Source organism: Klebsiella sp. EMBS2024 (assembly GCF_036233805.1).
GTDB classification, from domain to species: domain Bacteria; phylum Pseudomonadota; class Gammaproteobacteria; order Enterobacterales; family Enterobacteriaceae; genus Klebsiella; species Klebsiella pneumoniae.
In genome coordinates this window covers 55,080-79,101 of the sequence record NZ_JAZARW010000001.1, presented here as the reverse complement: position 1 = coordinate 79,101, position 24,022 = coordinate 55,080, and the positions used below count along the sequence as shown (strand labels likewise).

Genomic DNA, 24,022 nt, shown 5'->3' with positions numbered 1-24,022 from the left:
GTCGAACCTGATCCGGATAACGCCGGCGAAGGGATTTGAGGCTCACTCAAAATCCTTTGCCACCCCTTTTTTCTGAGGTGCAAAGTGTTGAAAAAATTACTCCCGCTGCTGGCGCTGGTCGCCATGCCCGCTTTGGCTAAGCCTGTTCTTACCGTCTATACCTATGACTCCTTCTCTGCCGACTGGGGCCCCGGCCCGGCGGTCAAAAAAGCCTTTGAAGCGGAGTGCGGCTGCGAGCTGAAGTTCGTCGCGCTGGAAGATGGCGTTTCGCTACTGAATCGCCTGCGCATGGAAGGCAAAAACAGCAAGGCCGACGTTGTGCTTGGCCTTGATAACAACCTGCTGGAAGCCGCGGCGCAGAGTAAACTGTTTGCCAAAAGCAACGTACCCGCCAGCGCGGTCAGCGTGCCGGGCGGCTGGGATAATGACACCTTTGTTCCCTACGACTACGGCTATTTCGCCTTCGTCTATGACAAAAACAAACTGGCTAATCCACCGAAGAGCCTGAAAGAGCTGGTCGAGGGCCCGCAAAAATGGCGGGTCATCTATGAAGATCCGCGTACCAGCACCCCGGGACTGGGCCTGCTGCTGTGGATGCAAAAGGTCTATGGCGATCAAGCGCCCGAGGCCTGGCAGAAGCTGGCCGCGAAAACCGTTACCGTCACCAAAGGCTGGAGCGAAGCCTATGGCCTGTTCCTGAAAGGGGAAAGCGACCTGGTGTTGAGCTATACCACCTCGCCGGCCTACCACATGATTGAAGAGAAGAAAGACAACTATGCGGCGGCGAGCTTCGCCGAGGGCCACTATCTGCAGGTCGAAGTTGCCGCGCGTACCGCCGCCAGCAAGCAGCCGGAACTGGCGGAAAAATTCCTCAAATTTATGGTATCTCCTGGCTTCCAGAACGCCATCCCTACCGGCAACTGGATGTATCCGGTGACCCAGGTCACCCTGCCGGCCGGGTTTGATACCCTGGTGAAGCCGCAGACCACCCTGTCCTTTACCCCGCAGCAGGTCGCTAGCGAGCGTCAAACCTGGATTAGCGCATGGCAACGCGCCGTCAGCCGCTAAACCTTCGCGGGCTGATGCCGGGCCTGTTCGCCGCTACGCTGCTGTGCGCTGTCGCGCTGGCGGCGTTTCTGGCGCTGTGGTTTAGCGCCCCCGGCGCGGGCTGGCAATCGGTCTTCAGCGATAGCTACCTGTGGCATGTGGTCCGCTTCTCCTTCTGGCAGGCGTCGCTGTCAGCGCTGATCTCGGTGGGACCAGCCATCTTTCTCGCCCGCGCGCTTTATCGGCGTCGCTTCCCGGGCCGTACGCTGCTGCTGCGCCTGTGCGCGATGACCCTGATCCTGCCGGTGCTGGTGGCGGTGTTCGGTATCCTCAGCGTCTATGGCCGCCAGGGCTGGCTGGCCTCACTATTTCACGCGCTCGGCTGGCAATGGGAGTTCTCGCCCTACGGTCTGCAGGGCATCCTGCTGGCGCACGTCTTTTTCAATATGCCGATGGCGACCCGCCTGCTGCTGCAGGCGCTGGAGAACATTCCCGGCGAGCAGCGGCAAATTGCCGCCCAGCTTGGCATGCGCGGCTATGCCTTCTTCCGCCTCGTCGAATGGCCGTGGCTGCGCCGGCACATTCCCGCCGTCGCCGCGCTGATTTTTATGCTCTGCTTCGCCAGCTTCGCCACCGTACTCTCGCTGGGCGGCGGCCCGAAAGCCACCACGATCGAGTTGGCTATCTACCAGGCGCTGAGCTTTGACTACGATCCGGCGCGAGCGGCAATGCTGGCGCTGATCCAGATGCTCTGCTGCCTTGGGCTGGTGCTGCTTAGCCAGCGTCTGAGTAAAGCCGTCGCCATCGGCGTCAGCCATGTGCGCGGCTGGCGCGACCCTGACGATCGCCTGCATAGCCGCCTGAGCGACGGGTTGCTGATCGGCGCCGCCCTGCTGCTGCTGCTCCCGCCGCTGCTGGCGGTCATCGTCGACGGGATCAACCGTAATATGCTGGACGTGCTGGCGCAGCCAGCGCTCTGGCAGGCATTGAGCACCTCTCTACGCATCGCCATCGCCGCCGGGCTATTGAGCGTGACCCTGACGATGATGCTGTTATGGAGCAGCCGGGAGCTGCGCGCTCGCCAGCGGCCGTTGGCCGGGCAGGCAATGGAGCTGAGCGGCATGCTGATCCTTGCGATGCCGGGAATTGTGCTGGCGACCGGCTTCTTCCTGCTGCTCAATAACACTATCGGCCTGCCGGAGTCCGCCGACGGCATCGTCATCTTCACTAATGCCCTGATGGCGATCCCCTATGCGCTGAAAGTACTGGAAAACCCGATGCGCGACATTGCCGCCCGCTACAGCATGCTGTGCCAGTCGCTGGGTATTGAAGGCTTTGCCCGGCTGCGGGTGGTCGAGCTTCGCGCTCTCCGGCGCCCGCTGGCCCAGGCGCTCGCCTTCGCCTGCGTACTGTCGATTGGCGATTTCGGCGTGGTGGCGCTGTTCGGCAACGAGGCGTTCCGCACCCTGCCTTTCTATCTGTACCAGCAGATAGGCGCCTACCGCAGCCAGGACGGGGCCGTCACCGCCCTGCTCCTGCTGCTGCTCTGTTTCTTGTTGTTTACGCTGATTGAAAAACTTCCGGGGCGTGATGCTAAAACTCAATGATGTGACCTGGCTATACCAGCATCTGCCGATGCGCTTCACCCTCGACGTCGCGCGCGGGGAGCGCATCGCGGTGCTCGGTCCCAGCGGCGCCGGAAAGAGCACCCTGCTGAATCTAATCGCCGGGTTTCTGCCGCCCGCCAGCGGCAGCCTGCTGATTAACGGCGAGGCGCATAACGCGACGCCGCCGGCGCAGCGTCCGGTCTCGATGTTGTTTCAGGAGAATAACCTGTTTAACCATCTGACCATTCGACAAAATATCAGCCTCGGGATCCACCCAGGCCTTAAACTGAGCCGCGAGCAGCAGGCGCAGGTCACGGCGATAGCTGGACAGATGGGAATTGATGCGCTGCTGGAACGTCTGCCCGGCGAGCTCTCCGGCGGTCAGCGGCAGCGCGCGGCGCTGGCCCGCTGTCTGGTGCGCCAGCAGCCGGTGCTGCTGCTGGATGAACCCTTCTCGGCGCTCGATCCGGCGCTGCGCCAGGAGATGCTGTCCCTGGTCGCCGATGTCTGCGAGCAGCAGCAGCTCACCCTGCTGATGGTCTCCCACAGCGTAGAGGACGCCGCGCGCATCGCGCCGCGCTCGATGGTGGTCGCCGAAGGGCGCATTGTCTGGGATGGCGCCACCGCCGAGCTGTTAAGCGGCCACAGCAGCGCCTCGCATTTGATGGGGATCAGCGCGCGATGACTTTGTGCAGGATCGCCAGATAGACCGGCATCAGCGGATGGCGGAAGACAAATGTTAACGCTGTAGCCGCCAGCGCGACCATCAGCGGCGACAGCCACAGCAGTCGGCCGCGCGGCAGCCAGCGGGTCAGCCGATCGCCTGAGGTTTTCGCGCTCCGCCACAGCCGCCAGCACAGCCATCCCGCCAGCCAGGCCAGCAGCGCCGCCCCCAATAGCAGCCATTTAAAGCTGGCGCTGTTTTCATCAGCCGGAATATCAATCGCCGCCCCGGCGAGAATGCCCGGAAGGAAATAGAGCGGCGGCCAGAGCAGGCAGCCGATAATATTCGGTAGCACGAACTTGGCCACCGGCAGGTCGAGCATCCCGGCGACCATTGGCACCAGCGGACGCGTCGGTCCGACAAAGCGGCCAATCAGAATGGTGATCATGCTGTGCTGATGCAGCGCATGCTCGGTTTTCTCCAGCAGGGCGCGGTTTTTCTTCATAAACGACCAGCGGTGCAACGGCTTCTTAAAGCGCCAGCCGAGCCAGAATGAGATCCAGTCGCCCAGCAGGCAGCCGACAATCCCCGCCAGCCACGCCTGCCAGAAGTTAACTTCGCCGCCGCCGATGAGCGCCCCAAGGCCAGCCATCATCACCGTGCCGGGTAAGATAAGCCCCACCAGCGCCAGCGACTCGAGAAAGGCCACCAGCATCACGGCTAACAATGAGTAGACCGTGGATTGGGTAATAAAGTGTTCGAGCAATGCTTGCATAATGTACCCGGTTAAAAAACGAAGCCCGGATTCTCCGAAGCCATCGCGCCGTCGTCAAGCCATCAATTGTCTTAATAGTTTACTGGCTGTGACATTTAAGCGGGTCATCATTTCACTTTCTTTACTTTTTATTCACAACCCGCGCGGAATTCGCTCGGGCTGGCCCCGGTGCATTTTTTAAACACGCGGGAAAAATAGAGCTGATCTTCGAAGCCGACGTTGCGCCCAACGGTGGCGATCGGCATCCGCGTGGTGCTGAGCAACAGTTTGGCCTGGCTGATGCGCTGATCCTCCCGCCAGCCGAGGACGCTGACCCCCAGCTGCTGGCGGAACAGGTGCGACAGACGCGAGGGCGACAGGCAAACGTGTTGGGCGACGCTGGCGATATCAAAATGGCTGTCCGCCAGATGGTCGCTGATGTACTGGCAGGCGTCGCGCACCCGGTTGTCCAGCGGCGGATGCAGCGATTCGTTGATCGCCTCCATCCGCCGCAGCAGCAGCTGTTCCAGCAGGTTTATCGCCAGCAGTTCGGAATAGCGCCCCGCCCCCTGCCCGGCATCAACGATCTGGCCGAACAGCTCGCCAAAGCGCGCCTGCCACTGTTCATCCGGACGAAAAAAGCCGGTCTGGGCAAAAATCGTTGGCCAGTTGAGCCACTCGTGCCAGTAGGCGCGCGGGCGGAAGTAGACCCACTGGTGATACCACTCACTGGCGTCGGGATGGCGGCCATAGTGATGAATTTCCCCGGGCGGGAACAGCAGCATATCGCCCGGCCGGCAGACAAACTGTTCGCCGTGGTTGTTGATCACCCCCTCGCCGCGGATCGTCAGATTGAGAATATAGCCTTTCATACCCAGCGGGCGGTCGATAAAGAAATCCAGGTATCCCTGCGCCTCAATCGGCGTCAGGCCGGTGACCAGATGAGCGTTAAAAGAGTAGCCCGGCAGCAGCGGATCGTTTTGCGTTTCGGCCATACGCGTGGTTCTCCCCGAAGGTATCAGTGGCACCAATTGTCCATATTCATCATTTTATCGCTCTCGGCCCTGTCGCGACTGCGACGGCGGTGGGAATTTGGCGAAAAACCCGCACAGCAAGCGAAAAAAGCGCCAGTAGCGTGCATTCCACCGTGATATGCCGGGTAACAAAAGTGTCTATAAATACGGCAGAAAAGTCCACATCGAATATTTGCACGGCGTCACACTTTGCAAGGTAACAGCAAAATAATCCATAAGATTAGCGAATCCGGCCTGACGGATTTTGCCGGGGATATCTACTGTTGCTGCATGAATGATTTCTGCATGGAGTAACAAGATGGCAATTGCGATTGGCCTCGACTTTGGTAGTGACTCAGTCCGCGCTCTGGCGGTGGAATGCGCGTCCGGCGCAGAGCTGGCGACCAGCGTGGAGTGGTATCCGCGCTGGCGGGAAGGACAGTATTGCGATGGCGCTAACAACCGCTTCCGCCATCACCCGCGAGATTACATCGAGTCCATGGAAGCGGCGCTGAAAAGCGTGCTCGCTTCGCTGAGCGCCGAACAGCGCGCCGACGTCGTGGGCATTGGCGTCGACAGCACCGGCTCAACTCCGGCTCCCGTCGATGCCGAGGGCAACGTGCTGGCGCTGCGCGAAGAATTCGCTGACAACCCTAACGCCATGTTTGTCCTGTGGAAGGATCACACCGCGGTCGAGGAAGCCGAGGCGATCACCCGCCTGTGTCACCAGCCGGGCAAAGAGGATTACTCGCGCTATATCGGCGGGATCTACTCCAGCGAATGGTTCTGGGCCAAAATCCTTCACGTCACCCGCGAAGATAGCGCCGTCGCCCAGGCAGCCGCCTCGTGGGTAGAGCTTTGCGACTGGGTGCCCGCCCTGCTCTCCGGTACTACGCGTCCGCAGGATCTGCGCCGCGGCCGCTGCAGCGCCGGACATAAATCGCTGTGGCATGAGAGCTGGGGCGGTCTGCCGCCGGCCAGCTTCTTCGATGAGCTTGATCCCATCATCAACCAGCATCTGGCCTGGCCGCTGTTCACCGATACCTGGACGGCCGATGTGCCGGTCGGCACGCTGAGCGCAGAGTGGGCCCAGCGCCTGGGTCTGTCGCAGAGTGTGGCCATCTCCGGCGGCGCCTTCGACTGCCACATGGGCGCCGTTGGCGCCGGCGCGCAGCCTAACGCGCTGGTGAAAGTCATCGGCACCTCCACCTGCGACATTCTGATCGCCGATAAAGAGAGCGTCGGCGAGCGCACGGTCAAAGGCATCTGCGGCCAGGTCGACGGCAGCGTGGTTCCACACTTTATCGGCATGGAGGCAGGCCAGTCCGCCTTCGGCGATATTTACGCCTGGTTTGGCCGCATTCTCGGCTGGCCGCTGGAGCAGCTGGCTCAGCAGCAGCCGGCGTTGCGCGAGCAAATCAAAGCCAGTCAAAAACAGTTACTGCCGGCGCTCACCGAAGCCTGGGCCAACAATCCATCGCTGGAGCATCTGCCGGTGGTGCTCGACTGGTTCAACGGCCGCCGCACGCCGAATGCCAACCAGCGCCTGAAAGGGGTGATCACCGACCTTAACCTGGCCACCGACGCGCCGGCGCTGTTCGGCGGTCTGATCGCCGCCACCGCCTTCGGCGCTCGCGCCATTATGGAGTGCTTCACCGAGCAGGGGATCCCGGTTAACAACGTCATGGCGCTTGGCGGTATCGCGCGGAAAAACCAGGTCATCATGCAGGCCTGCTGCGACGTGCTGAACCGTCCGCTGCAGATTGTCGCCTCCGATCAGTGCTGCGCGCTGGGGGCGGCTATCTTCGCCGCCGTCGCCGCCGGCGTCTATGAGGATATTCCAGCCGCCCAACAGCGGATGGCAAGCCAGGTGGAAACTACCCTGCAGCCGCGTCCGGCGCAGGCACAGCGTTTCGAACAACTCTATCAGCGCTACCAGCAGTGGTCGGTCAGCGCGGAACAACACTATCTCCCTTCGGCTGCAAAGGCGGAAAAAGCCCCGCAATCTCAGGCAGCGCTCACCCATTAAGGATACGAAAATGACGATTTTTGATAACTATGAAGTATGGTTCGTTATTGGCAGCCAACATCTGTACGGCCCGGAAGCCCTGCGCCAGGTGACGAAGCATGCCGAACATGTGGTGAACAGCCTGAATGCGGAAGCCAAACTGCCGTGCAAACTGGTCCTTAAGCCGCTGGGCACCACCCCGGACGAGATCACCCATATCTGCCGCGACGCCAACTACGATGACAAATGCGCCGGGTTAGTGGTCTGGCTGCATACCTTCTCGCCGGCAAAAATGTGGATCAACGGCCTGACCATCCTCAATAAGCCGCTGCTGCAGTTCCATACTCAGTACAACGCCGCGCTGCCGTGGGACAGCATTGATATGGACTTTATGAACCTGAACCAGACCGCGCACGGCGGCCGCGAGTTCGGCTTCATCGGCGCCCGTATGCGCCAACAGCACAGCGTGGTCACCGGCCACTGGCAGGATAAAGAGGCCCACCAGCGTATCGGCGGCTGGATGCGTCAGGCGGTCTCCAAACAGGATACCCGTCATCTGAAAGTGTGCCGTTTCGGCGATAACATGCGCGAAGTGGCGGTGACCGACGGCGATAAAGTCGCCGCGCAGATTAAGTTTGGCTTCTCGGTGAACACCTGGGCGGTCGGCGATCTGGTGCAGGTGGTGAACAGCATCAGCGACGGCGATATCAGCGCCCTGGTCGATGAATATGAGAGCAGCTACCGTCTGACCCCGGCAGCGCAGGTTCACGGCGAGAAGCGCCAGAACGTGCTGGACGCCGCGCGCATTGAGCTGGGGATGAAACGCTTCCTCGAACAGGGCGGTTTCCACGCCTTTACCACCACCTTTGAAGATCTCCACGGCCTGAAACAGCTCCCGGGTCTCGCCGTACAGCGCCTGATGCAGCAGGGCTACGGCTTTGCCGGCGAGGGCGACTGGAAAACCGCCGCTCTGCTTCGCATCATGAAGGTGATGTCAACTGGTCTGCAGGGCGGCACCTCCTTTATGGAGGATTACACCTACCACTTCGACAATGGTAACGATCTGGTGCTCGGCTCGCACATGCTGGAAGTGTGCCCGACGATCGCCACCGCCGAGAAACCGATCCTCGACGTTCAGCCGCTGGGCATCGGCGGCAAAGCGGATCCAGCGCGCCTGATCTTCAATACTCAAACCGGCCCGGCGATCGTCGCCAGCCTGATCGACCTGGGAGACCGCTTCCGTCTGCTGGTCAATACCATCGAAACCGTCCCAACGCCGCACGATCTGCCGAAGCTGCCGGTGGCCAACGCCCTGTGGAAAGCGCAGCCGGATCTGCGTACCGCGTCGGAAGCCTGGATCATCGCCGGCGGCGCGCACCATACCGTCTTCAGCCATGCGCTGAACCTCGACGATATGCGCCAGTTCGCCGAGCTGCATGATATCGAGCTGACCGTCATCGACAACGATACCCGTCTGCCGTCCTTCAAGGACGCGCTGCGCTGGAATGAAGTGTATTACGGTTCAAAACGCTAAGAGGCCGTCCCCTCACCCTTCCCCTCTCCCCGTTGGGGAGAGGGGACCGACCGGGCGCCATGCCGCCTTTCACCCTCTCCCGCCGGGAGAGGGTCGGGGTGAGGGATACCCGACTCGCCTGCTATTCGGAGCACACTATGTTAGAAGATCTTAAACGCCAGGTGCTGGAAGCTAACCTGGCCCTGCCAAAGCATAATCTGGTGACCTTAACCTGGGGCAACGTCAGCGCCGTCGACCGCGAGAAAGGAGTGTTCGTGATCAAACCCTCCGGTGTGGATTACCGCGTGATGACCGCCGACGATATGGTGGTGGTCAGTCTGGAGAGCGGCGAAGTGGTAGAGGGTAATAAAAAGCCCTCGTCGGATACCCCGACCCATCGCCTGCTGTATCAGGCTTTCCCGACGCTGGGCGGCATTGTGCATACCCATTCGCGCCACGCCACCATCTGGGCGCAGGCCGGGCAATCTATTCCCGCGACCGGCACTACCCATGCCGACTACTTTTATGGCCCGGTGCCCTGCACCCGGTTAATGACCGATGCGGAGATCAACGGCGACTATGAGTGGGAAACCGGCAACGTGATTGTCGAAACCTTCCGCCAGCAGGGAATCGACCCGGCGCAGATGCCCGGCGTGCTGGTCCATTCCCACGGCCCGTTCGCCTGGGGCAAGAACGCCGAAGACGCGGTGCATAACGCCATCGTGCTGGAAGAGATCGCCTATATGGGGATTTTCTGCCGCCAGCTGGCGCCGCAGCTGCCGGCTATGCAGCAGACCCTGCTGGATAAGCACTATCTGCGTAAGCATGGGGCCAAAGCCTACTACGGCCAATAATCACCCTGCTCGCGCTGCGCTTAGCAGGGCCAGGGCTCTGCGCCATCTGGTAACCGGGATAAGGCGCAAGCCGCAATCCGGAGCAACATTAGCGCCGAACACCTGTATAAAACCCCAGCATCCCTCATGAAACCAGGCTATAATCAGGCCTGGTTTTTTATCGGCGAGAATACCCGTGACCCAGCCACGAGCAGGATTTTTACTCACCCGTCACTGGCGGGACACTCCGCAGGGCACCGAGCTCTCCTTCTGGCTGGCCACCGACGACGGTCCGCTGCAGGTAACCCTCCCGCCGCAGGAGTCCGTCGCCTTTATTCCCGAAGCGCAGCGGGCGCAGGCTGAACGGCTGCTGCAGGGGGAGAAAGGGCTCCGCTTCGCCCCGCTGGCCCTGAAAGATTTCCACCGTCAGCCAATTGTTGGCCTCTACTGCCGCGCCCATCGCCAGTTGATGCGTCTGGAGAAGATGCTCCGCGACAGCGGCGTCACCGTTTACGAAGGCGATATCCGCCCGCCGGAGCGCTATCTGATGGAGCGCTTTATCACCGCCCCGGTGTGGGTGGAAGGCGAAACGCGCGGCTCGCAGCTGGTCAACGCGCGCATGAAGCCGAACCCTGACTATCGTCCGCCGCTGAAATGGGTGTCGCTGGATATCGAAACCAGCCGCCACGGCGAGCTGTACTGCATCGGTCTGGAAGGCTGCGGCCAGCGGGTGGTCTACATGCTGGGCCCCGAACCGGAAACGCCGCCAGACGTCGACTTCGAGCTGGTCTTCATCGCCAGCCGTCCCCTGCTGCTGGAAAAGCTCAACGCCTGGTTTGCCGAACACGACCCCGACGTGCTGATCGGCTGGAACGTAGTGCAGTTCGATCTGCGCGTTCTGCAAAAGCACGCCGAACGCTATCGCATCCCGCTGCGGCTCGGCCGCGGCAACAGCGAGCTGGAGTGGCGTGAGCACGGCTTTAAGAACGGCGTCTTTTTCGCCCAGGCCAACGGGCGGCTGATTATCGACGGCATCGACGCGCTAAAATCGGCGTTCTGGAATTTCTCCTCCTTTTCGCTGGAGGCGGTGGCCCGCGAGCTGCTGGGAGAAGGCAAAGCCATCGACAACCCATGGGATCGGATGGATGAGATCGATCGCCGGTTTCATGAAGACAAACCGGCGCTGGCCATCTATAACCTGCAGGATTGCGAGCTGGTGACGCGGATCTTCCACAAAACGGAGATCATGCAGTTTTTGCTCGAACGGGCGACGGTCAACGGTCTGCCCGCCGACCGCCACGGCGGCTCGGTCGCCGCCTTCAGCCATCTCTATTTCCCGCGCATGCACCGCCTGGGCTACGTGGCGCCGAATCTCGGCGACGTACCGCCGCAGGCGAGCCCCGGCGGCTACGTGATGGACTCCCGCCCCGGCCTGTATGACTCGGTGCTGGTGCTGGACTATAAAAGCCTGTATCCGTCGATTATTCGTACCTTTCTAATCGATCCGGTCGGCCTGGTTGAAGGGCTGGCGCAACCCGATGACCAGCACAGTATCGAGGGCTTCCTCGGCGCCCGCTTCTCGCGAGATAAGCACTGCCTGCCGGGGATTGTCAGCCAGATCTGGCACGGCCGGGATGAAGCCAAACGCCAGCACAATAAGCCGCTCTCTCAGGCGCTGAAGATCATTATGAACGCCTTTTACGGCGTGCTGGGGACCAGCGCCTGCCGCTTCTTCGACCCGCGTCTCGCCTCGTCGATCACCATGCGCGGCCATGCGATCATGCGCCAGACCAAAGCGTTAATTGAAGCCAAAGGCTATGACGTTATCTACGGCGATACCGACTCCACCTTCGTCTGGCTGAAGCGCCCGCACAGCGAAGCCCAGGCGGCGGAGATCGGCCGCGAGCTGGTCAGCGATGTCAACGCCTGGTGGGCGCAGGAGCTTAGCAAAAGCCAGCTTACCAGCGCCCTGGAGCTGGAGTATGAAACCCACTTCTGCCGCTTTTTAATGCCGACGATCCGCGGCGCCGATACCGGCAGCAAGAAGCGCTATGCCGGGATGATTCAGGAGGGCGATGCCCAGCGCATGGTGTTTAAGGGTCTGGAAACGGTGCGTACCGACTGGACGCCGCTGGCCCAGCAGTTTCAACAGGAGTTATACCTGCGCATCTTCCGCAACCAGCCGTATCAGGATTATGTGCGGGAGACTATCGCCAGGCTGATGAACGGCGAGCTCGACGAACAGCTGGTTTATCGCAAACGCCTGCGCCGGCCGCTGGCGGAGTATCAGCGCAACGTACCGCCGCACGTGCGCGCCGCCCGGCTTGCCGATGAACACAACCTGAAGCTTGGGCGGGCGCAGCAGTATCAGCAGCGCGGCACCATCAAATACGTCTGGACCACCAGCGGCCCGGAGCCGGTGGATTACCAGCAGTCGCCGCTCGATTACGATCACTATTTAACAAAGCAGTTGCAGCCGGTGGCGGAAGGGATCCTGCCCTTCGTCAACGATGACTTTGCTACAATAGTGACAGGACAGTTGGGGCTATTTTGATTTTTTGTCACCCATTCCACGGGCACGAAAGCCTAAAAATGAAGCGTGAGGAGAACGTGACGAACGTTCTGCCATCCAGTAATATAGCGCCCTTTCCATTCCTGGCCCCAATTTTGACGCATCTCCGATTGTTCATGGAGATGATCAACTATTGCCTGCAATTAAAGAACTAAAGAGCCGAACATATATGCCTTTTACACTTGGTCAACGCTGGATTAGCGACACAGAGAGCGAACTAGGATTAGGGACGGTGGTAGCGCTGGATGCGCGCATGGTCACTCTCCTTTTCCCCGCCATCGGCGAAAACCGTCTGTACTCTCGCAACGATTCCCCGATCACCCGCGTAATGTTTAACCCGGGCGACACCATCACCAGCCATGAAGGCTGGCAGCTCCACGTTGACAAAGTGAATGAAGAGAACGGGCTGCTGTCCTACACTGGCACCCGCCTGGACACCCAGGAAGCGAACGTCACCCTGCGTGAAGTGCTGCTCGACAGCAAACTGGTATTCAGCAAACCGCAGGACCGCCTGTTCGCCGGCCAAATCGACCGCATGGATCGCTTTGCCCTGCGCTACCGCGCGCGCAAGTTCCAGAGCGAACAGTACCGCATGCCGTGGAGCGGCCTGCGCGGCCAGCGCACCAGCCTGATCCCGCACCAGCTGCATATTGCCCACGATGTGGGCCGTCGTCACGCGCCGCGCGTCCTGCTGGCCGATGAAGTGGGCTTAGGTAAAACCATTGAAGCCGGGATGATCCTGCACCAGCAGCTGCTCTCCGGCGCCGCCGAGCGCGTGCTGATCGTGGTCCCGGAAACCCTCCAGCACCAGTGGCTGGTGGAGATGCTGCGCCGTTTCAACCTGCGTTTCTCGCTGTTCGACGACGAGCGCTACGCCGAAGCGCAGCACGATGCCTACAATCCGTTCGAAACCGAACAGCTGGTGATCTGCTCTTTAGACTTCGTGCGTCGCAGCAAGCAGCGCCTGGAGCACCTGTGCGACGCCGAGTGGGACCTGATGGTGGTCGACGAAGCGCACCACCTGGTGTGGAGCGAAGAGGCGCCGAGCCGTGAATATCAGGCTATTGAACAGCTGGCTGAGCGCGTGCCGGGTATCCTGCTGCTGACCGCGACGCCGGAACAGCTGGGAATGGAGAGCCATTTCGCGCGCCTGCGTCTGTTGGATCCGAACCGCTTCCACGATTTTGAACAGTTTGTCGAAGAACAGCAGAACTACCGTCCGGTGGCCGACGCCGTCGCCCTGCTGCTGGCGGGCAACAAGCTGAGCGATAGCGAACTCAATACCCTGGGCGATCTGATCGGCGAGCAGGATATCGAGCCGCTGCTGCAGGCCGCCAACAGCGATCGCGAAGATGCCCAGGCCGCGCGCCAGGAGCTGATCTCGATGCTGATGGACCGCCACGGCACCAGCCGCGTGCTGTTCCGTAATACCCGTAACGGCGTCAAAGGTTTCCCGAAACGCGAGCTGCACACCATTCGTCTGCCGCTGCCGACCCAGTACCAGACGGCCATCAAAGTGTCCGGCATTATGGGCGCGCGCAAAACCGCGGAAGAGCGCGCGCGCGACATGCTCTATCCGGAGCAGATCTATCAGGAATTTGAAGGTGATACCGGTACCTGGTGGAACTTCGACCCGCGCGTCGAGTGGCTGATGGGTTACCTGACCAGCCATCGCTCGCAGAAGGTGCTGGTAATCTGCGCTAAGGCCGCCACCGCCCTGCAGCTGGAACAGGTGCTGCGCGAGCGCGAAGGCATCCGCGCCGCGGTGTTCCATGAAGGGATGTCGATTATCGAACGCGACCGCGCCGCGGCGTGGTTTGCTGAAGAAGACACCGGCGCCCAGGTGCTGCTGTGCTCCGAGATCGGCTCCGAAGGACGCAACTTCCAGTTCGCCAGCAACCTGGTGATGTTCGACCTGCCGTTTAACCCGGATCTGCTGGAGCAGCGTATCGGTCGTCTCGACCGTATCGGCCAGGCGCACGATATCCAGATCCACGTTCCGTACCTGGAAAAAACCGCGCAGTCGGTGCTGGTGCGCTGGTATCACGAAGGGCTCGACGCCTTCGAACATACCTGCCCGACCGGTCGCACCGTCTACGACAGCGTGCACGATGAACTGATCAACTATCTTGCGGCGCCGGAATCCACCGACGGCTTTGACGATCTGATCAAATCCTGCCGCCAACAGCATGATGCCCTGAAGGCGCAGCTGGAGCAGGGCCGCGACCGTCTGCTGGAGATCCACTCCAACGGCGGCGAGAAAGCCCAGGCCCTGGCGGAGAGCATCGAAGAGCAGGATGACGACACCAGCCTGATCGCTTTCTCGATGAACCTGTTCGATATCGTCGGCATCAACCAGGACGACCGCGGCGAAAACCTGATCGTCCTCACCCCTTCCGACCATATGCTGGTGCCGGATTTCCCGGGCCTGCCGGAAGACGGTTGCACCATCACCTTCGAACGTGACGTGGCGCTGTCGCGTGAAGATGCGCAATTTATTACCTGGGAACACCCGCTGATACGCAACGGTCTGGACCTGATCCTTTCCGGCGATACCGGCAGCAGCACCATTTCCCTGCTGAAGAACAAGGCGCTGCCGGTCGGCACCCTGCTACTGGAGCTGATCTATGTCGTCGAAGCGCAGGCGCCGAAGCAGCTGCAGCTCAACCGCTTCCTGCCGGCGACCCCGGTTCGCATGCTGCTGGATAAGAACGGCAACAACCTCGCCGCGCAGGTGGAGTTCGAAAGCTTCAACCGCCAGCTGAGCGCGGTCAACCGCCATACCGGTAGCAAGCTGGTCAATGCGGTGCAGCAGGACGTTCATGCGATTCTGCAGCAGGGTGAAGCGCAGATCGCCAAAGCGGCGCAGGGGCTGATCGACGCGGCGCGTAACGAAGCCGATGAAAAGCTGACGGCGGAGCTGTCGCGTCTGGAAGCGCTGAAGGCGGTGAACCCGAACATCCGTGACGACGAACTGGCGGCGATCGAAAGCAACCGTCAGCAGGTGATGGATGCGCTGGCGCAGGCCGGATGGCGTCTGGACGCGCTGCGTCTGATCGTCGTCACTCACCAGTAACGGAACGCGAACATGGCGATGGAAAACTACAATCCGCCGCAGGATCCCTGGCTGGTGATCCTGTATCAGGATGAGCACATCATGGTGGTCAACAAGCCGAGCGGCTTGTTGTCCGTCCCCGGTCGTCTTGAGGAGCATAAAGACAGCGTGATGACGCGCATTCAGCGCGACTTCCCGCAGGCCGAATCGGTGCATCGCCTGGATATGGCCACCAGCGGCGTGATTGTGGTGGCGCTGAATAAAGCCGCCGAGCGTGAACTGAAGCGTCAGTTCCGCGAGCGCGAGCCGAAGAAGCAGTACGTCGCCCGCGTCTGGGGCCATCCGCAGCCGGCGGAAGGCCTCGTGGATTTACCGCTGATTTGCGACTGGCCGAACCGGCCAATGCAGAAGGTGTGCTATGAAACCGGCAAAGCGGCGCAAACCGAATATGAGGTGCTGGAGTACGCAGAGGATAACACCGCCCGCGTGCGCCTGAAGCCGATTACCGGACGGTCGCACCAGCTGCGCGTGCATATGCTGGCGCTGGGGCATCCGATCCTTGGCGACCGCTTCTATGCCACGCCGGAGGCGCTGGCGATGGCCCCGCGCCTGCTGCTGCACGCCGAGACGCTCACCATCACCCATCCTGCCTACGGCAACGCGATGACCTTTCGCGCGCCGATCGACTTTTAACGCTCATACTTCGAGTTGCATGCGGGTTGGCTGCGTGCAACTCGGATTAGTGAGGATACAGAAAACAATCCCGATTAATCGCGGGCGAACCACGCGTCAATCATCTGCTCAACGCGGGCGACGACGAGATCGGTGTCGTGACGACGGCTGCGCGCACAGGCGTGCGCCGGCTCATCGCACAGCAGGCAGCGGCGCTGCGATTCGCCCAGCGACTGGCGTCCCACCAGCCCGTTCTGCGGACAGATTACATCGATATCCCACAGGCGTCCCAGCGGATGGCTCTGCTCCAGCGTACTGCACATCGCTTTGATTTCGCTGGCCGGATGCGCTACGCACCACAGCGCTTCTGGCCCGGTCGGCAGCCATAGCACCTGACGATCCAGCGTTTGCCAGCGGTGCTTCCACAGCAGCTGATCGCAGGCCTGGAGGGCAACGCCCATCATATTGCGATAGCGAATGCTGTCCTTCACCGCCCCCGGGGTCACCAGGGTCAGGGAAATAACAGGCTGCTGATAATGGGCCAACCAGTCGGCCTGGCGGGCTGCACGCTGCTCTTTCGCCGCCAGCAATGCGTCGATGCTGACGCCCGCCTGGGCGGGAGTATCCACTGACATTAATTCCTCTCCTACATATGATAAATACGACAGCGCCTGGACTGTCATGATGATGGTTGCGATAGCCGATCGCGCGCTGATTGTAACGCTAAATGCGGAGCATTTAGGATACAGAACGCAGATATTTTCGGCGTTCTGTAGCGGAAAATAGCAGATTTATCGCTGAGCGTAGCGTTATATCACGCCAGATAGTGGCTGAGGAACAGCAACCCCAGCGAGACATTTATCGCCCCGCCGATGCGGGTAGCGATCTGCGCGAACGGCATCAGGCTCATGCGGTTGCCGGCGGTCAGGATCGCCACATCGCCGGTGCCGCCCTGCCCGCTCTGGCAACAGGAAACAATCGCCACATCGATCGGGTGCATCCCTATCTTTTTACCAACCAGGAAACCGGTCGCCACCAGCGCGGAGACGGTACTGACGATCACCAGCAGGTTGGTTAAAGTGAAGGCGTTTACCAGTTCCTGCCACGGGGTGATCGCCACGCCGACGGCAAAGAGGATCGGGTAGGTGACCGCGGTGCGGAAGAATTTATACACCATCTGCGACCCCTCCTGCAGACGCGGAGACACCACGTTAGCCAGCTTTAACAGCACCGCGAGGAACAGCATGCCTACCGGCGCCGGCAGACCAATCAGTTTGTGGCCGAGCATCCCCATCATATACAGCAGTACCGCCAGCAGCGCGCCGGAGGCGAGGGTCCCAACGTCGGTCTTACCGCTCACGCCTTCGCTCTCGCTGAGGCTGCGGGTTTCATGGCTGCGGTTCGGCATCAGTTGCCCTTCGCCGGTCAGATGCGGGAAGCGCTTGCCGAGCTGGTTGAGGCAGCCGGAGATGACGATCGCCGTCAGGCTGCCAAGCATCACCATCGGCAATACCCGGCCCAGGGCCACGCCCTGCTCCATATGCATCAGCGCGGCATAACCCATTGACAGCGGGATCGCCCCCTCTCCCACGCCGCCGGCCATAATCGGCAGCACGATAAAGAAGAACACCTGGAACGGCTCCATGCCCAGCAGCGTGCCGACGCCGATGCCCACCAGCATGCCGACCACTTCGCCGCACAGCATCGGGAAGAAGATCTTCAGAAAGCCCTGAATCAGCGTGGTGCGGTTCATACTCATGATGCTGCCGACAATGATGCAGCAGATATAGAGATAGAGAATGTTAGTGGATTTATAGAATTTGGTCGTGGATTCAATAACCACGTCAGGCAGCAGACCATAGTGGACCAGCGCGGAAGGAATAAAGGTGGCGCAGATCGCCGCCGCACCGAGTTTCCCCAGCACCGGGAGGCGTTTACCAAACTCGCCGCAGGCGAAGCCAAAGAAAGCCAGGGTGGCCACCATCACCACGATATCGCTCGGCAGTTTGCCGCCAAGGCAGTCGAGGGCAATCAGTCCTCCGGCCAGCAGAAACAGCGGCAGCGGGACGATCCCCACCTTCCAGTTATCCATGATATGCCACCAGCGCTGCTTGAGCGTGGTTTTCGGCGTATCGATCGGTTCAAGGGTTGCAGAGAATGCATTGTCTGTGGTGCTCATAAATTCAGCCCTGTCGTTATTATTCATTTTCAGCGTAAAGGGACAGCGGCGTCGTTAATGTGAAGCTTCCCAGATTAAAAAAGAAGTTTTAATGGTCACTATGGTTTTTATGGTTTCTATTCGCTGAACTGCCCGAGAGTGATATATCTCTGATTTATGACTGTGGTTTTTATGGTTTTTATTTCCCACCGGCCGCCTATTTCCGCCGCGACCGCTGGCGGCAGCCCGCGCCTGCGCCGCTGATCNCAACTTTCCCTTAACATTTACGTCACGTGACAGAAAAATGATAGAGTGCCGGTATGGTTAATACGTCGTCCGGGGCCTATGAAATTATCTTTTCAATATAAGCTGTTTATTTCTCTGGTCGCTTTTTTCTCGGTCCTTTTTATCGCGCTGGGCATTTATTATTATTTTGACGCCAGCCGCCAGCTTTATCAGGAGATGAGCGCCCGGGCCAAAATACAGGCCGAAGAGATAGCCCTGATGCCGAATTTACGTCAACAGGTCAGCCGGCACGACCCACAGGCGATTCAGGCGTTTATGCAGCAAATCGCCGCCCATAGCGACGCCAGCTTTATCGTCATCGGCGACCGTCAGGGAGTTCATCTGTTTCATTCCGTCCATCCGGAGTGGGTCGGCACCCGACTGGTCGGCGGCGACAACCAGGCGGTACTGGAAGGAAAATCCATCACCACCATTCGCAAAGGCGGCCTCGGGGTCTCGCTGCGCAGCAAAACGCCCATCGTTGATGACGCAGGGCGAGTGATCGGTATTGTCTCCGTCGGCTACCTCACCAGCTATCTCGACAGCATTACTCTGACTAAAGTGATCAATATTTTTATCGCCGCCGTCCTGCTGCTCATCGCCCTGTTTATCTTCTCCTGGTACTTTACCCGCAGTATCAAGAAGCAGATTTTTTCGCTCGAGCCGCGGGAAATTGGCCTGCTGGTTCGCCAGCAAAAGGCGATGATGGAGTCGATCTTTGAGGGGGTGATCGTCATCGATCGCCAGCGGCGTATTGAGGTGATAAACCATGCCGCCCGCAGCCTGCTGGGGCTCAGCCAGCCCGCCCGCCAGCTGCGCGGTCAGTCGATCGACAGCGTCATTTCGCCGCAGCCCTTTTTCGCCAGCGGCGACATGCTCGAACGCGATACCCACGATGAGCTGTGCCGCTTCAACCAGTTGACCGTGCTCGCCAGTCGGGTGCGCATTATGCTGGAGAATACCCTGCAGGGCTGGGTGATCACATTCCGTGACCGCAATGAAATCAATGCCCTCACCGCCCAGCTGAGCCAGGTGAAGCGCTATGTCGACAATCTGCGCATCATGCGCCACGAGCAGCTCAACCGGATGACTACCCTCTCCGGCCTGCTGCATATGGGCCATTATGACGAAGCGATCCGCTATATTCAGGCCCAGTCGGAACATGCTCAGGAGCTACTGGACTTTATCTCCTCGCACTTCCACTCGCCGACGCTATGCGGTCTGCTGCTCGGCAAAGCCACCCGCGCCCGCGAAAAAGGCGTGGCGCTGAGCTTCGACCCGGCCTGCCGCATCGACCGCCCCCTGCCGTCGCTGATGGAATCCGAGCTGATCTCCATCATCGGCAACCTGCTGGATAACGCCATCGAAGCCACGCAGCGTGCCGAGCTGCCGCATGAGCCGGTGGAAGTCCTGATCCAGCTCAACGCCCGGGAGTTGATTATCGAAGTGGCCGACCGCGGCGTCGGCATCCGCCCCGATATCCGCGAGCGCATTTTTGAACGCGGCGTCACCACCAAAACCCGTGGCGATCACGGCATTGGTCTGTATCTTATTGAACATTATGTCACTCAGGCGGGCGGCACCATCGAAGTCGCCGATAACGCGCCGCGGGGAACGATCTTCACCCTATTTATCCCGGCCGACGCGCACGCCTGTCCGCAACCGGAGGCCCACGATGCATCATGACCTGGTCGATGTGCTAATCATTGAAGATGAGAGCGAACTGGCGCGCCTGCACGCCGAGCTTGTGCAAAAACACCCGCGACTGCGGCTGGCAGGCATGGCGGCCTCCCTCGCCCAGGCGCGGCAGCTGCTTCACGCCACGCCGCCGCAGCTGGTGCTGCTGGATAACTATTTACCGGACGGCAAAGGCGTCACGCTGATGACCGACCCGGCGCTGGCGACCAGCCAATGCTCGGTGATCTTTATCACCGCCGCCAGCGATATGGAAACCTGCAGCCAGGCCATCCGCAACGGCGCCTTCGACTATATCCTTAAGCCGGTATCATGGAAGCGGCTGAGCCAGTCGCTGGAGCGCTTTATCCAGTTCTACGATCAGCAACGGGAGTGGAAAATCGTCGATCAGCAAAACGTCGATTCCCTCTATCAACTGCAGGCGAAGAACTATCGCGTGGATAGCGGCAGCAAGGGGATTGAAGAGAAAACGCTGGCGCTGGTGCAGGGACTGTTTAGCGGCCGGGAAGCGCACTGTTTTTCCGTTGATGAAGTGGTCAGCGCCGCCGGGCTTAGCAAAACCACCGCCCGTCGCTATCTGGAGCACGGCGTTGAGACCGGTTTTCTGGAAGTGGAGATGCTGTACGGAAAAATTGGCCATCCGCGGCGGCTGTATCGCCGCGCTAAGGTCAAAAGTTAAAACCCCTCGCCGGACGGGAGGGGCTGGAAACGTCAGAAGCCGCGCTGCTCTTTGATCAGCTCCCAGGCCTTCTGGATCTCCTGGGCCTTCTGTTTGGCCATCTCCATCATCTCCGGCGGCAGACCTTTCGCTACCAGCTTGTCCGGATGATGTTCGTTCATCAGCTTGCGATAGGCGCGCTTCACCGTCGCCGCGTCGTCGGTCGGTTTTACTCCCAGCACATTGCAGGCATCTTCGAGGGTCGGCCCACGCTGCGCCTGCTGCCAGCCGGCGTTGCCGCCATGCTGGCCATAAGAGCGCTGCTGCGAACCGCCGCCAAACTGGGCGCCGCCCTGCATCATCCGCAGGAATTGATCGAACTGGGCGCGGGAGATGCCGAGCTCGTCGGCAATGACGAACAGCACTTCACGTTCGTTAGGATGCAGTTCGCCATCAGCGAACGCCGCCTGCAGCTGAATTTCCAGAAACATCCGAATCAGATCGAAACGGCCAAAGCAGACGCTGCGCAGCTGACGCATTTTCTCGCGCAGGGGATAGTTGTCGGCCTTACCGTCGCGAAACGCCTGCTGCGCCGCGGTGCGCGAGGCGCCATGCAGGTTCATGCGATCCATTAGCACATTGGCGACATGAATATCCGCTTCGGTAACGCGGCCCTTGGATTTGGTCAGGTGCCCCATCACTTCGAAGGTGGTGGAAAAGAAGAGCGACTGACGCTCCTGCTGATTGGCGAAGAGATTTAACCGGCGGCTGCGCGCCCGGTCAAACATATGGCCGACCAGAAAGCCAAGCACCACGCCCCAGAACCCACCACCCATCAGCAAAGCCACTGCCACGCCAATCACTTTACCCAAATACTGCATAGACTCCCCAACTGTTTATCGCCGTTAAGCTCGAATATGACCGCACGTTACCCGGCACTCGCGCCTCGGTCAATTGTGGGACATAGCCTATAATTTGCTTTATCATACTCGTCATTCAACAGGGTGCCTAACGCTCGGGCTCGAAACGGGCAGGATTAACACTAGCGTGATAATGTTGAGTAAGTTAGGCTCTGACCGTTTGCAAGCCGCTGTCACAAGATGATGGAACAATAAATACAACGTATGAAAAAACGTATTCCCAGCCTCCTGGCTACGATGATTGCCAGCGCCTTGTATAGCCAACAAGGCCTCGCTGCCGATCTCGCAACGCAATGTATGCTTGGCGTGCCAAGCTATGATCGTCCGCTCGTGGAAGGTCGTCCTGGCGATCTGCCGGTGACGATTAACGCCGATCATGCGAAGGGCAACTACCCGGACAACGCCGTCTTTACCGGCAACGTCGATATTAACCAGGGGAATAGTCGCCTCCGCGCCGACGAAGTTCAGCTGCATCAGCAGCAGGCCGCGGGCCAGGCGCAGCCGGTGCGCACGGTGGACGCGCTGGGCAACGTGCATTACGACGATAACCAAGTGATCCTCAAAGGGCCAAAAGCCTGGTCGAATCTGAATACCAAAGATACCAACGTCTGGCAGGGCGATTATCAAATGGTCGGACGCCAGGGACGCGGCACCGCCGACCTGATGAAACAGCGCGGTGAAAACCGCTATACCATTCTCGAAAACGGCAGCTTTACCTCCTGTCTGCCGGGCTCCGACACCTGGAGCGTCGTCGGCAGCGAAGTTATCCACGATCGCGAAGAGCAGGTTGCCGAGATCTGGAACGCCCGCTTCAAGCTTGGCTCTGTGCCGATTTTCTATAGCCCCTACCTGCAGCTGCCGGTGGGCGATAAGCGTCGTTCGGGCTTCCTGATCCCGAACGCGAAATACAGCACCAAAAACGGCGTGGAATTCTCCCTGCCGTACTACTGGAACATCGCGCCAAACTTCGATGCCACCATTACTCCGCACTATATGAACAAACGCGGCGGCGTGATGTGGGAAAACGAGTTCCGCTATCTGACCCAGCTCGGCAGCGGCTTAACTGAATTCGACTACCTGCCGTCGGATAAAGTCTACGAAGACGACCACTCGAGCGACAGCAACAGCCGCCGCTGGCTGTTCTACTGGAACCACTCAGGGGTTATCGATCAGGTATGGCGTCTGAACGCTGACTACACCAAGGTCAGCGATCCTGACTACTTCAACGACTTCAGCTCGAAATATGGTTCCAGTACCGACGGCTATGCGACGCAGAAATTCAGCGCCGGTTACGTCAACCAGAACTTTGACGCCACGGTATCGACCAAACAGTTCCAGGTCTTTGACCGCGAATCGAGCAACTCCTATTCGGCTGAGCCGCAGCTCGACGTCAACTACTACCAGAATGATGTCGGTCCGTTCGATACCCATCTCTATGGACAGGTTGCCCATTTTGTTAACTCGAATAACAACATGCCGGAAGCGACCCGCGTTCACTTCGAACCGACGATCAACCTGCCGCTGTCCAACGGTTGGGGCAGTCTGAATACCGAAGCCAAGCTGCTGGCGACTCACTACCAGCAAAGCAACCTCGATAAGTACAATGCCGCCAACGGCACTGACTATAAAGAGTCCGTCAGCCGCGTAATGCCGCAGTTTAAAGTCGACGGCAAAATGGTCTTTGAACGCGACCTGCAGGAGGGATTCACCCAAACGCTGGAACCGCGCGTGCAGTATCTGTACGTGCCGTACCGCGATCAGAGTGAAATCGGCAACTACGACTCCACGCTGTTGCAGTCGGATTACACCGGTCTGTTCCGCGACCGTACCTATAGCGGTCTGGACCGCATCGCGTCGGCTAATCAGGTCACCACCGGGCTCACCTCGCGCGTGTATGATGCCGCCGCGGTGGAACGTTTTAATATTTCCGTTGGTCAAATCTACTATTTCACCGAGTCACGCACCGGTGATGACAACATCAACTGGGAGAACAACGATACCACGGGTTCACTGGTCTGGGCCGGCGATACCTACTGGCGCATTGCCGATGAATGGGGTCTGCGCGGAGGGATCCAGTACGATACGCGTCTGGATAACGTTGCCACTGGTAACGGCACCATTGAATACCGTCGCGATGAGAACCGCTTAGTACAGCTTAACTATCGTTACGCCAGCCCGGAATATATTCAGGCCACGCTGCCGTCATATTCCACCGCGGCACAATATAAACAGGGTATTTCGCAGGTGGGGATGACCGCCAGTTGGCCGATTGTCGATCGCTGGTCCGTGGTCGGGGCCTACTACTACGATACTAATACCCGGAAAGCAGCAAACCAGATGTTGGGTGTGCAGTATAACTCCTGCTGCTACGCCATCCGTCTTGGCTACGAACGTAAAGTCAACGGCTGGAACAGCAACGACAACGGCGGCGAGAGCAAATACGATAACACCTTCGGAATCAATATCGAATTGCGCGGTCTGAGCTCTAACTACGGCCTCGGCACCCAGCAGATGCTGCGATCGAACATTTTACCGTACCAGAGCTCCCTGTGATGCGGCTGGTTTACA

The 24,022-nt window shown here is 59.8% G+C and carries 17 protein-coding genes; 12 read left to right on the top strand and 5 right to left on the bottom strand.

Annotated elements, in window-relative coordinates:
* The first annotated feature begins 84 nt into the window (after positions 1-84).
* From thiB to thiQ, 3 genes are read left to right on the top strand one after another with little or no spacing between them, the layout of a single operon-like run.
* A complete protein-coding gene (thiB, locus tag VZP09_RS00350) occupies positions 85-1,068 on the top strand; it encodes a thiamine ABC transporter substrate binding subunit (protein WP_002888444.1) in 984 nt (327 codons plus the stop codon).
* On the top strand, positions 1,044-2,654 hold the full coding sequence (gene thiP / locus VZP09_RS00345) for a thiamine/thiamine pyrophosphate ABC transporter permease ThiP (RefSeq protein WP_004147039.1): 1,611 nt from the start codon (positions 1,044-1,046) through the stop codon (positions 2,652-2,654). Before thiB ends, thiP begins: the two co-directional genes overlap by 25 nt.
* On the top strand, positions 2,638-3,339 hold the full coding sequence (gene thiQ, locus VZP09_RS00340; RefSeq protein WP_004145970.1) for a thiamine ABC transporter ATP-binding protein ThiQ: 702 nt from the start codon (positions 2,638-2,640) through the stop codon (positions 3,337-3,339). Before thiP ends, thiQ begins: the two co-directional genes overlap by 17 nt.
* Here thiQ and VZP09_RS00335 read toward each other — a convergent pair.
* Both VZP09_RS00335 and araC read right to left on the bottom strand, forming a co-directional pair.
* On the bottom strand, positions 3,326-4,093 hold the full coding sequence (locus VZP09_RS00335; RefSeq protein WP_002888373.1) for a DedA family protein: 768 nt from the start codon (positions 4,091-4,093) through the stop codon (positions 3,326-3,328). The two genes, thiQ and VZP09_RS00335, sit on opposite strands and share 14 nt — an antisense overlap.
* Positions 4,094-4,221: 128 nt before the next feature.
* Entirely contained in the window at positions 4,222-5,067 is an 846-nt protein-coding gene (gene araC / locus VZP09_RS00330) for an arabinose operon transcriptional regulator AraC (RefSeq protein WP_004145972.1), read from the bottom strand.
* Between the two features lie 337 nt (positions 5,068-5,404).
* On the opposite strand from araC, the gene araB reads away from it, so the two are divergent.
* The 6 genes from araB to rluA all read left to right on the top strand — a co-directional run bounded on the left by araB (position 5,405) and on the right by rluA (position 15,759).
* On the top strand, positions 5,405-7,114 hold the full coding sequence (gene araB, locus VZP09_RS00325; protein ID WP_004177423.1) for a ribulokinase: 1,710 nt from the start codon (positions 5,405-5,407) through the stop codon (positions 7,112-7,114).
* Between the two features lie 10 nt (positions 7,115-7,124).
* Positions 7,125-8,627 carry an L-arabinose isomerase gene (gene araA / locus VZP09_RS00320; RefSeq protein WP_004177424.1) on the top strand — a complete coding sequence of 501 codons (1,503 nt, stop codon included), beginning with the start codon at positions 7,125-7,127 and terminating at the stop codon, positions 8,625-8,627.
* A 137-nt stretch (positions 8,628-8,764) separates the two neighbouring features.
* Positions 8,765-9,460 (top strand): L-ribulose-5-phosphate 4-epimerase, encoded by a 696-nt coding sequence (gene araD, locus VZP09_RS00315; protein ID WP_002888353.1) that lies wholly within the window; start codon positions 8,765-8,767, stop codon positions 9,458-9,460.
* A gap of 175 nt (positions 9,461-9,635) precedes the next feature.
* Positions 9,636-11,993 (top strand): DNA polymerase II, encoded by a 2,358-nt coding sequence (polB, locus tag VZP09_RS00310; RefSeq protein WP_064277468.1) that lies wholly within the window; start codon positions 9,636-9,638, stop codon positions 11,991-11,993.
* 187 nt (positions 11,994-12,180) lie between these two features.
* A complete protein-coding gene (gene rapA / locus VZP09_RS00305; RefSeq protein ID WP_004178574.1) occupies positions 12,181-15,087 on the top strand; it encodes an RNA polymerase-associated protein RapA in 2,907 nt (968 codons plus the stop codon).
* A 12-nt stretch (positions 15,088-15,099) separates the two neighbouring features.
* Positions 15,100-15,759 carry a bifunctional tRNA pseudouridine(32) synthase/23S rRNA pseudouridine(746) synthase RluA gene (gene rluA, locus VZP09_RS00300; RefSeq protein ID WP_004145980.1) on the top strand — a complete coding sequence of 220 codons (660 nt, stop codon included), beginning with the start codon at positions 15,100-15,102 and terminating at the stop codon, positions 15,757-15,759.
* A 74-nt stretch (positions 15,760-15,833) separates the two neighbouring features.
* On the opposite strand, the gene citX is transcribed toward rluA, so the two are convergent.
* Both citX and VZP09_RS00290 read right to left on the bottom strand, forming a co-directional pair.
* Positions 15,834-16,373: a citrate lyase holo-[acyl-carrier protein] synthase gene (gene citX, locus VZP09_RS00295; protein WP_002888347.1), complete on the bottom strand. Its 540-nt coding sequence runs from the start codon at positions 16,371-16,373 to the stop codon at positions 15,834-15,836.
* A 179-nt stretch (positions 16,374-16,552) separates the two neighbouring features.
* Positions 16,553-17,917: a 2-hydroxycarboxylate transporter family protein gene (locus VZP09_RS00290; RefSeq protein WP_002888345.1), complete on the bottom strand. Its 1,365-nt coding sequence runs from the start codon at positions 17,915-17,917 to the stop codon at positions 16,553-16,555.
* 324 nt (positions 17,918-18,241) lie between these two features.
* Here VZP09_RS00290 and VZP09_RS00285 point away from each other — a divergent pair, with 324 nt between their 5' ends.
* Together VZP09_RS00285 and VZP09_RS00280 are read left to right on the top strand one after the other, a co-directional pair.
* On the top strand, positions 18,242-19,867 hold the full coding sequence (locus VZP09_RS00285; protein ID WP_002888340.1) for an ATP-binding protein: 1,626 nt from the start codon (positions 18,242-18,244) through the stop codon (positions 19,865-19,867).
* Positions 19,857-20,555 (top strand): response regulator, encoded by a 699-nt coding sequence (locus VZP09_RS00280; protein ID WP_004182906.1) that lies wholly within the window; start codon positions 19,857-19,859, stop codon positions 20,553-20,555. Before VZP09_RS00285 ends, VZP09_RS00280 begins: the two co-directional genes overlap by 11 nt.
* A 32-nt stretch (positions 20,556-20,587) precedes the next feature.
* On the opposite strand, the gene djlA is transcribed toward VZP09_RS00280, so the two are convergent.
* The gene (gene djlA / locus VZP09_RS00275; RefSeq protein WP_002888332.1) at positions 20,588-21,415 is read right to left on the bottom strand and encodes a co-chaperone DjlA; all 828 of its coding nucleotides are present in this window, start codon (positions 21,413-21,415) and stop codon (positions 20,588-20,590) included.
* Positions 21,416-21,658: 243 nt separating this feature from the next.
* Here djlA and lptD point away from each other — a divergent pair, with 243 nt between their 5' ends.
* Positions 21,659-24,007 (top strand): LPS assembly protein LptD, encoded by a 2,349-nt coding sequence (gene lptD / locus VZP09_RS00270; protein WP_004147026.1) that lies wholly within the window; start codon positions 21,659-21,661, stop codon positions 24,005-24,007.
* The last annotated feature ends 15 nt before the right edge of the window (positions 24,008-24,022 follow it).

Excerpts from the sequence above, each read along its gene's own strand:
- VZP09_RS00290 (WP_002888345.1), bottom strand. The coding sequence starts at position 17,917 with ATGAGCACCACAGACAATGCATTCTCTGCAACCCTTGAACCGATCGAT.
- araC (WP_004145972.1), bottom strand. The coding sequence starts at position 5,067 with ATGGCCGAAACGCAAAACGATCCGCTGCTGCCGGGCTACTCTTTTAAC.
- VZP09_RS00280 (WP_004182906.1), top strand. The coding sequence starts at position 19,857 with ATGCATCATGACCTGGTCGATGTGCTAATCATTGAAGATGAGAGCGAA.
- citX (WP_002888347.1), bottom strand. The coding sequence starts at position 16,373 with ATGTCAGTGGATACTCCCGCCCAGGCGGGCGTCAGCATCGACGCATTG.
- djlA (WP_002888332.1), bottom strand. The coding sequence starts at position 21,415 with ATGCAGTATTTGGGTAAAGTGATTGGCGTGGCAGTGGCTTTGCTGATG.
- rapA (WP_004178574.1), top strand. The coding sequence starts at position 12,181 with ATGCCTTTTACACTTGGTCAACGCTGGATTAGCGACACAGAGAGCGAA.
- rluA (WP_004145980.1), top strand. The coding sequence starts at position 15,100 with ATGGCGATGGAAAACTACAATCCGCCGCAGGATCCCTGGCTGGTGATC.
- VZP09_RS00285 (WP_002888340.1), top strand. The coding sequence starts at position 18,242 with ATGAAATTATCTTTTCAATATAAGCTGTTTATTTCTCTGGTCGCTTTT.
- araD (WP_002888353.1), top strand. The coding sequence starts at position 8,765 with ATGTTAGAAGATCTTAAACGCCAGGTGCTGGAAGCTAACCTGGCCCTG.
- araA (WP_004177424.1), top strand. The coding sequence starts at position 7,125 with ATGACGATTTTTGATAACTATGAAGTATGGTTCGTTATTGGCAGCCAA.
- araB (WP_004177423.1), top strand. The coding sequence starts at position 5,405 with ATGGCAATTGCGATTGGCCTCGACTTTGGTAGTGACTCAGTCCGCGCT.
- VZP09_RS00335 (WP_002888373.1), bottom strand. The coding sequence starts at position 4,093 with ATGCAAGCATTGCTCGAACACTTTATTACCCAATCCACGGTCTACTCA.
- lptD (WP_004147026.1), top strand. The coding sequence starts at position 21,659 with ATGAAAAAACGTATTCCCAGCCTCCTGGCTACGATGATTGCCAGCGCC.
- thiQ (WP_004145970.1), top strand. The coding sequence starts at position 2,638 with ATGCTAAAACTCAATGATGTGACCTGGCTATACCAGCATCTGCCGATG.
- thiP (WP_004147039.1), top strand. The coding sequence starts at position 1,044 with ATGGCAACGCGCCGTCAGCCGCTAAACCTTCGCGGGCTGATGCCGGGC.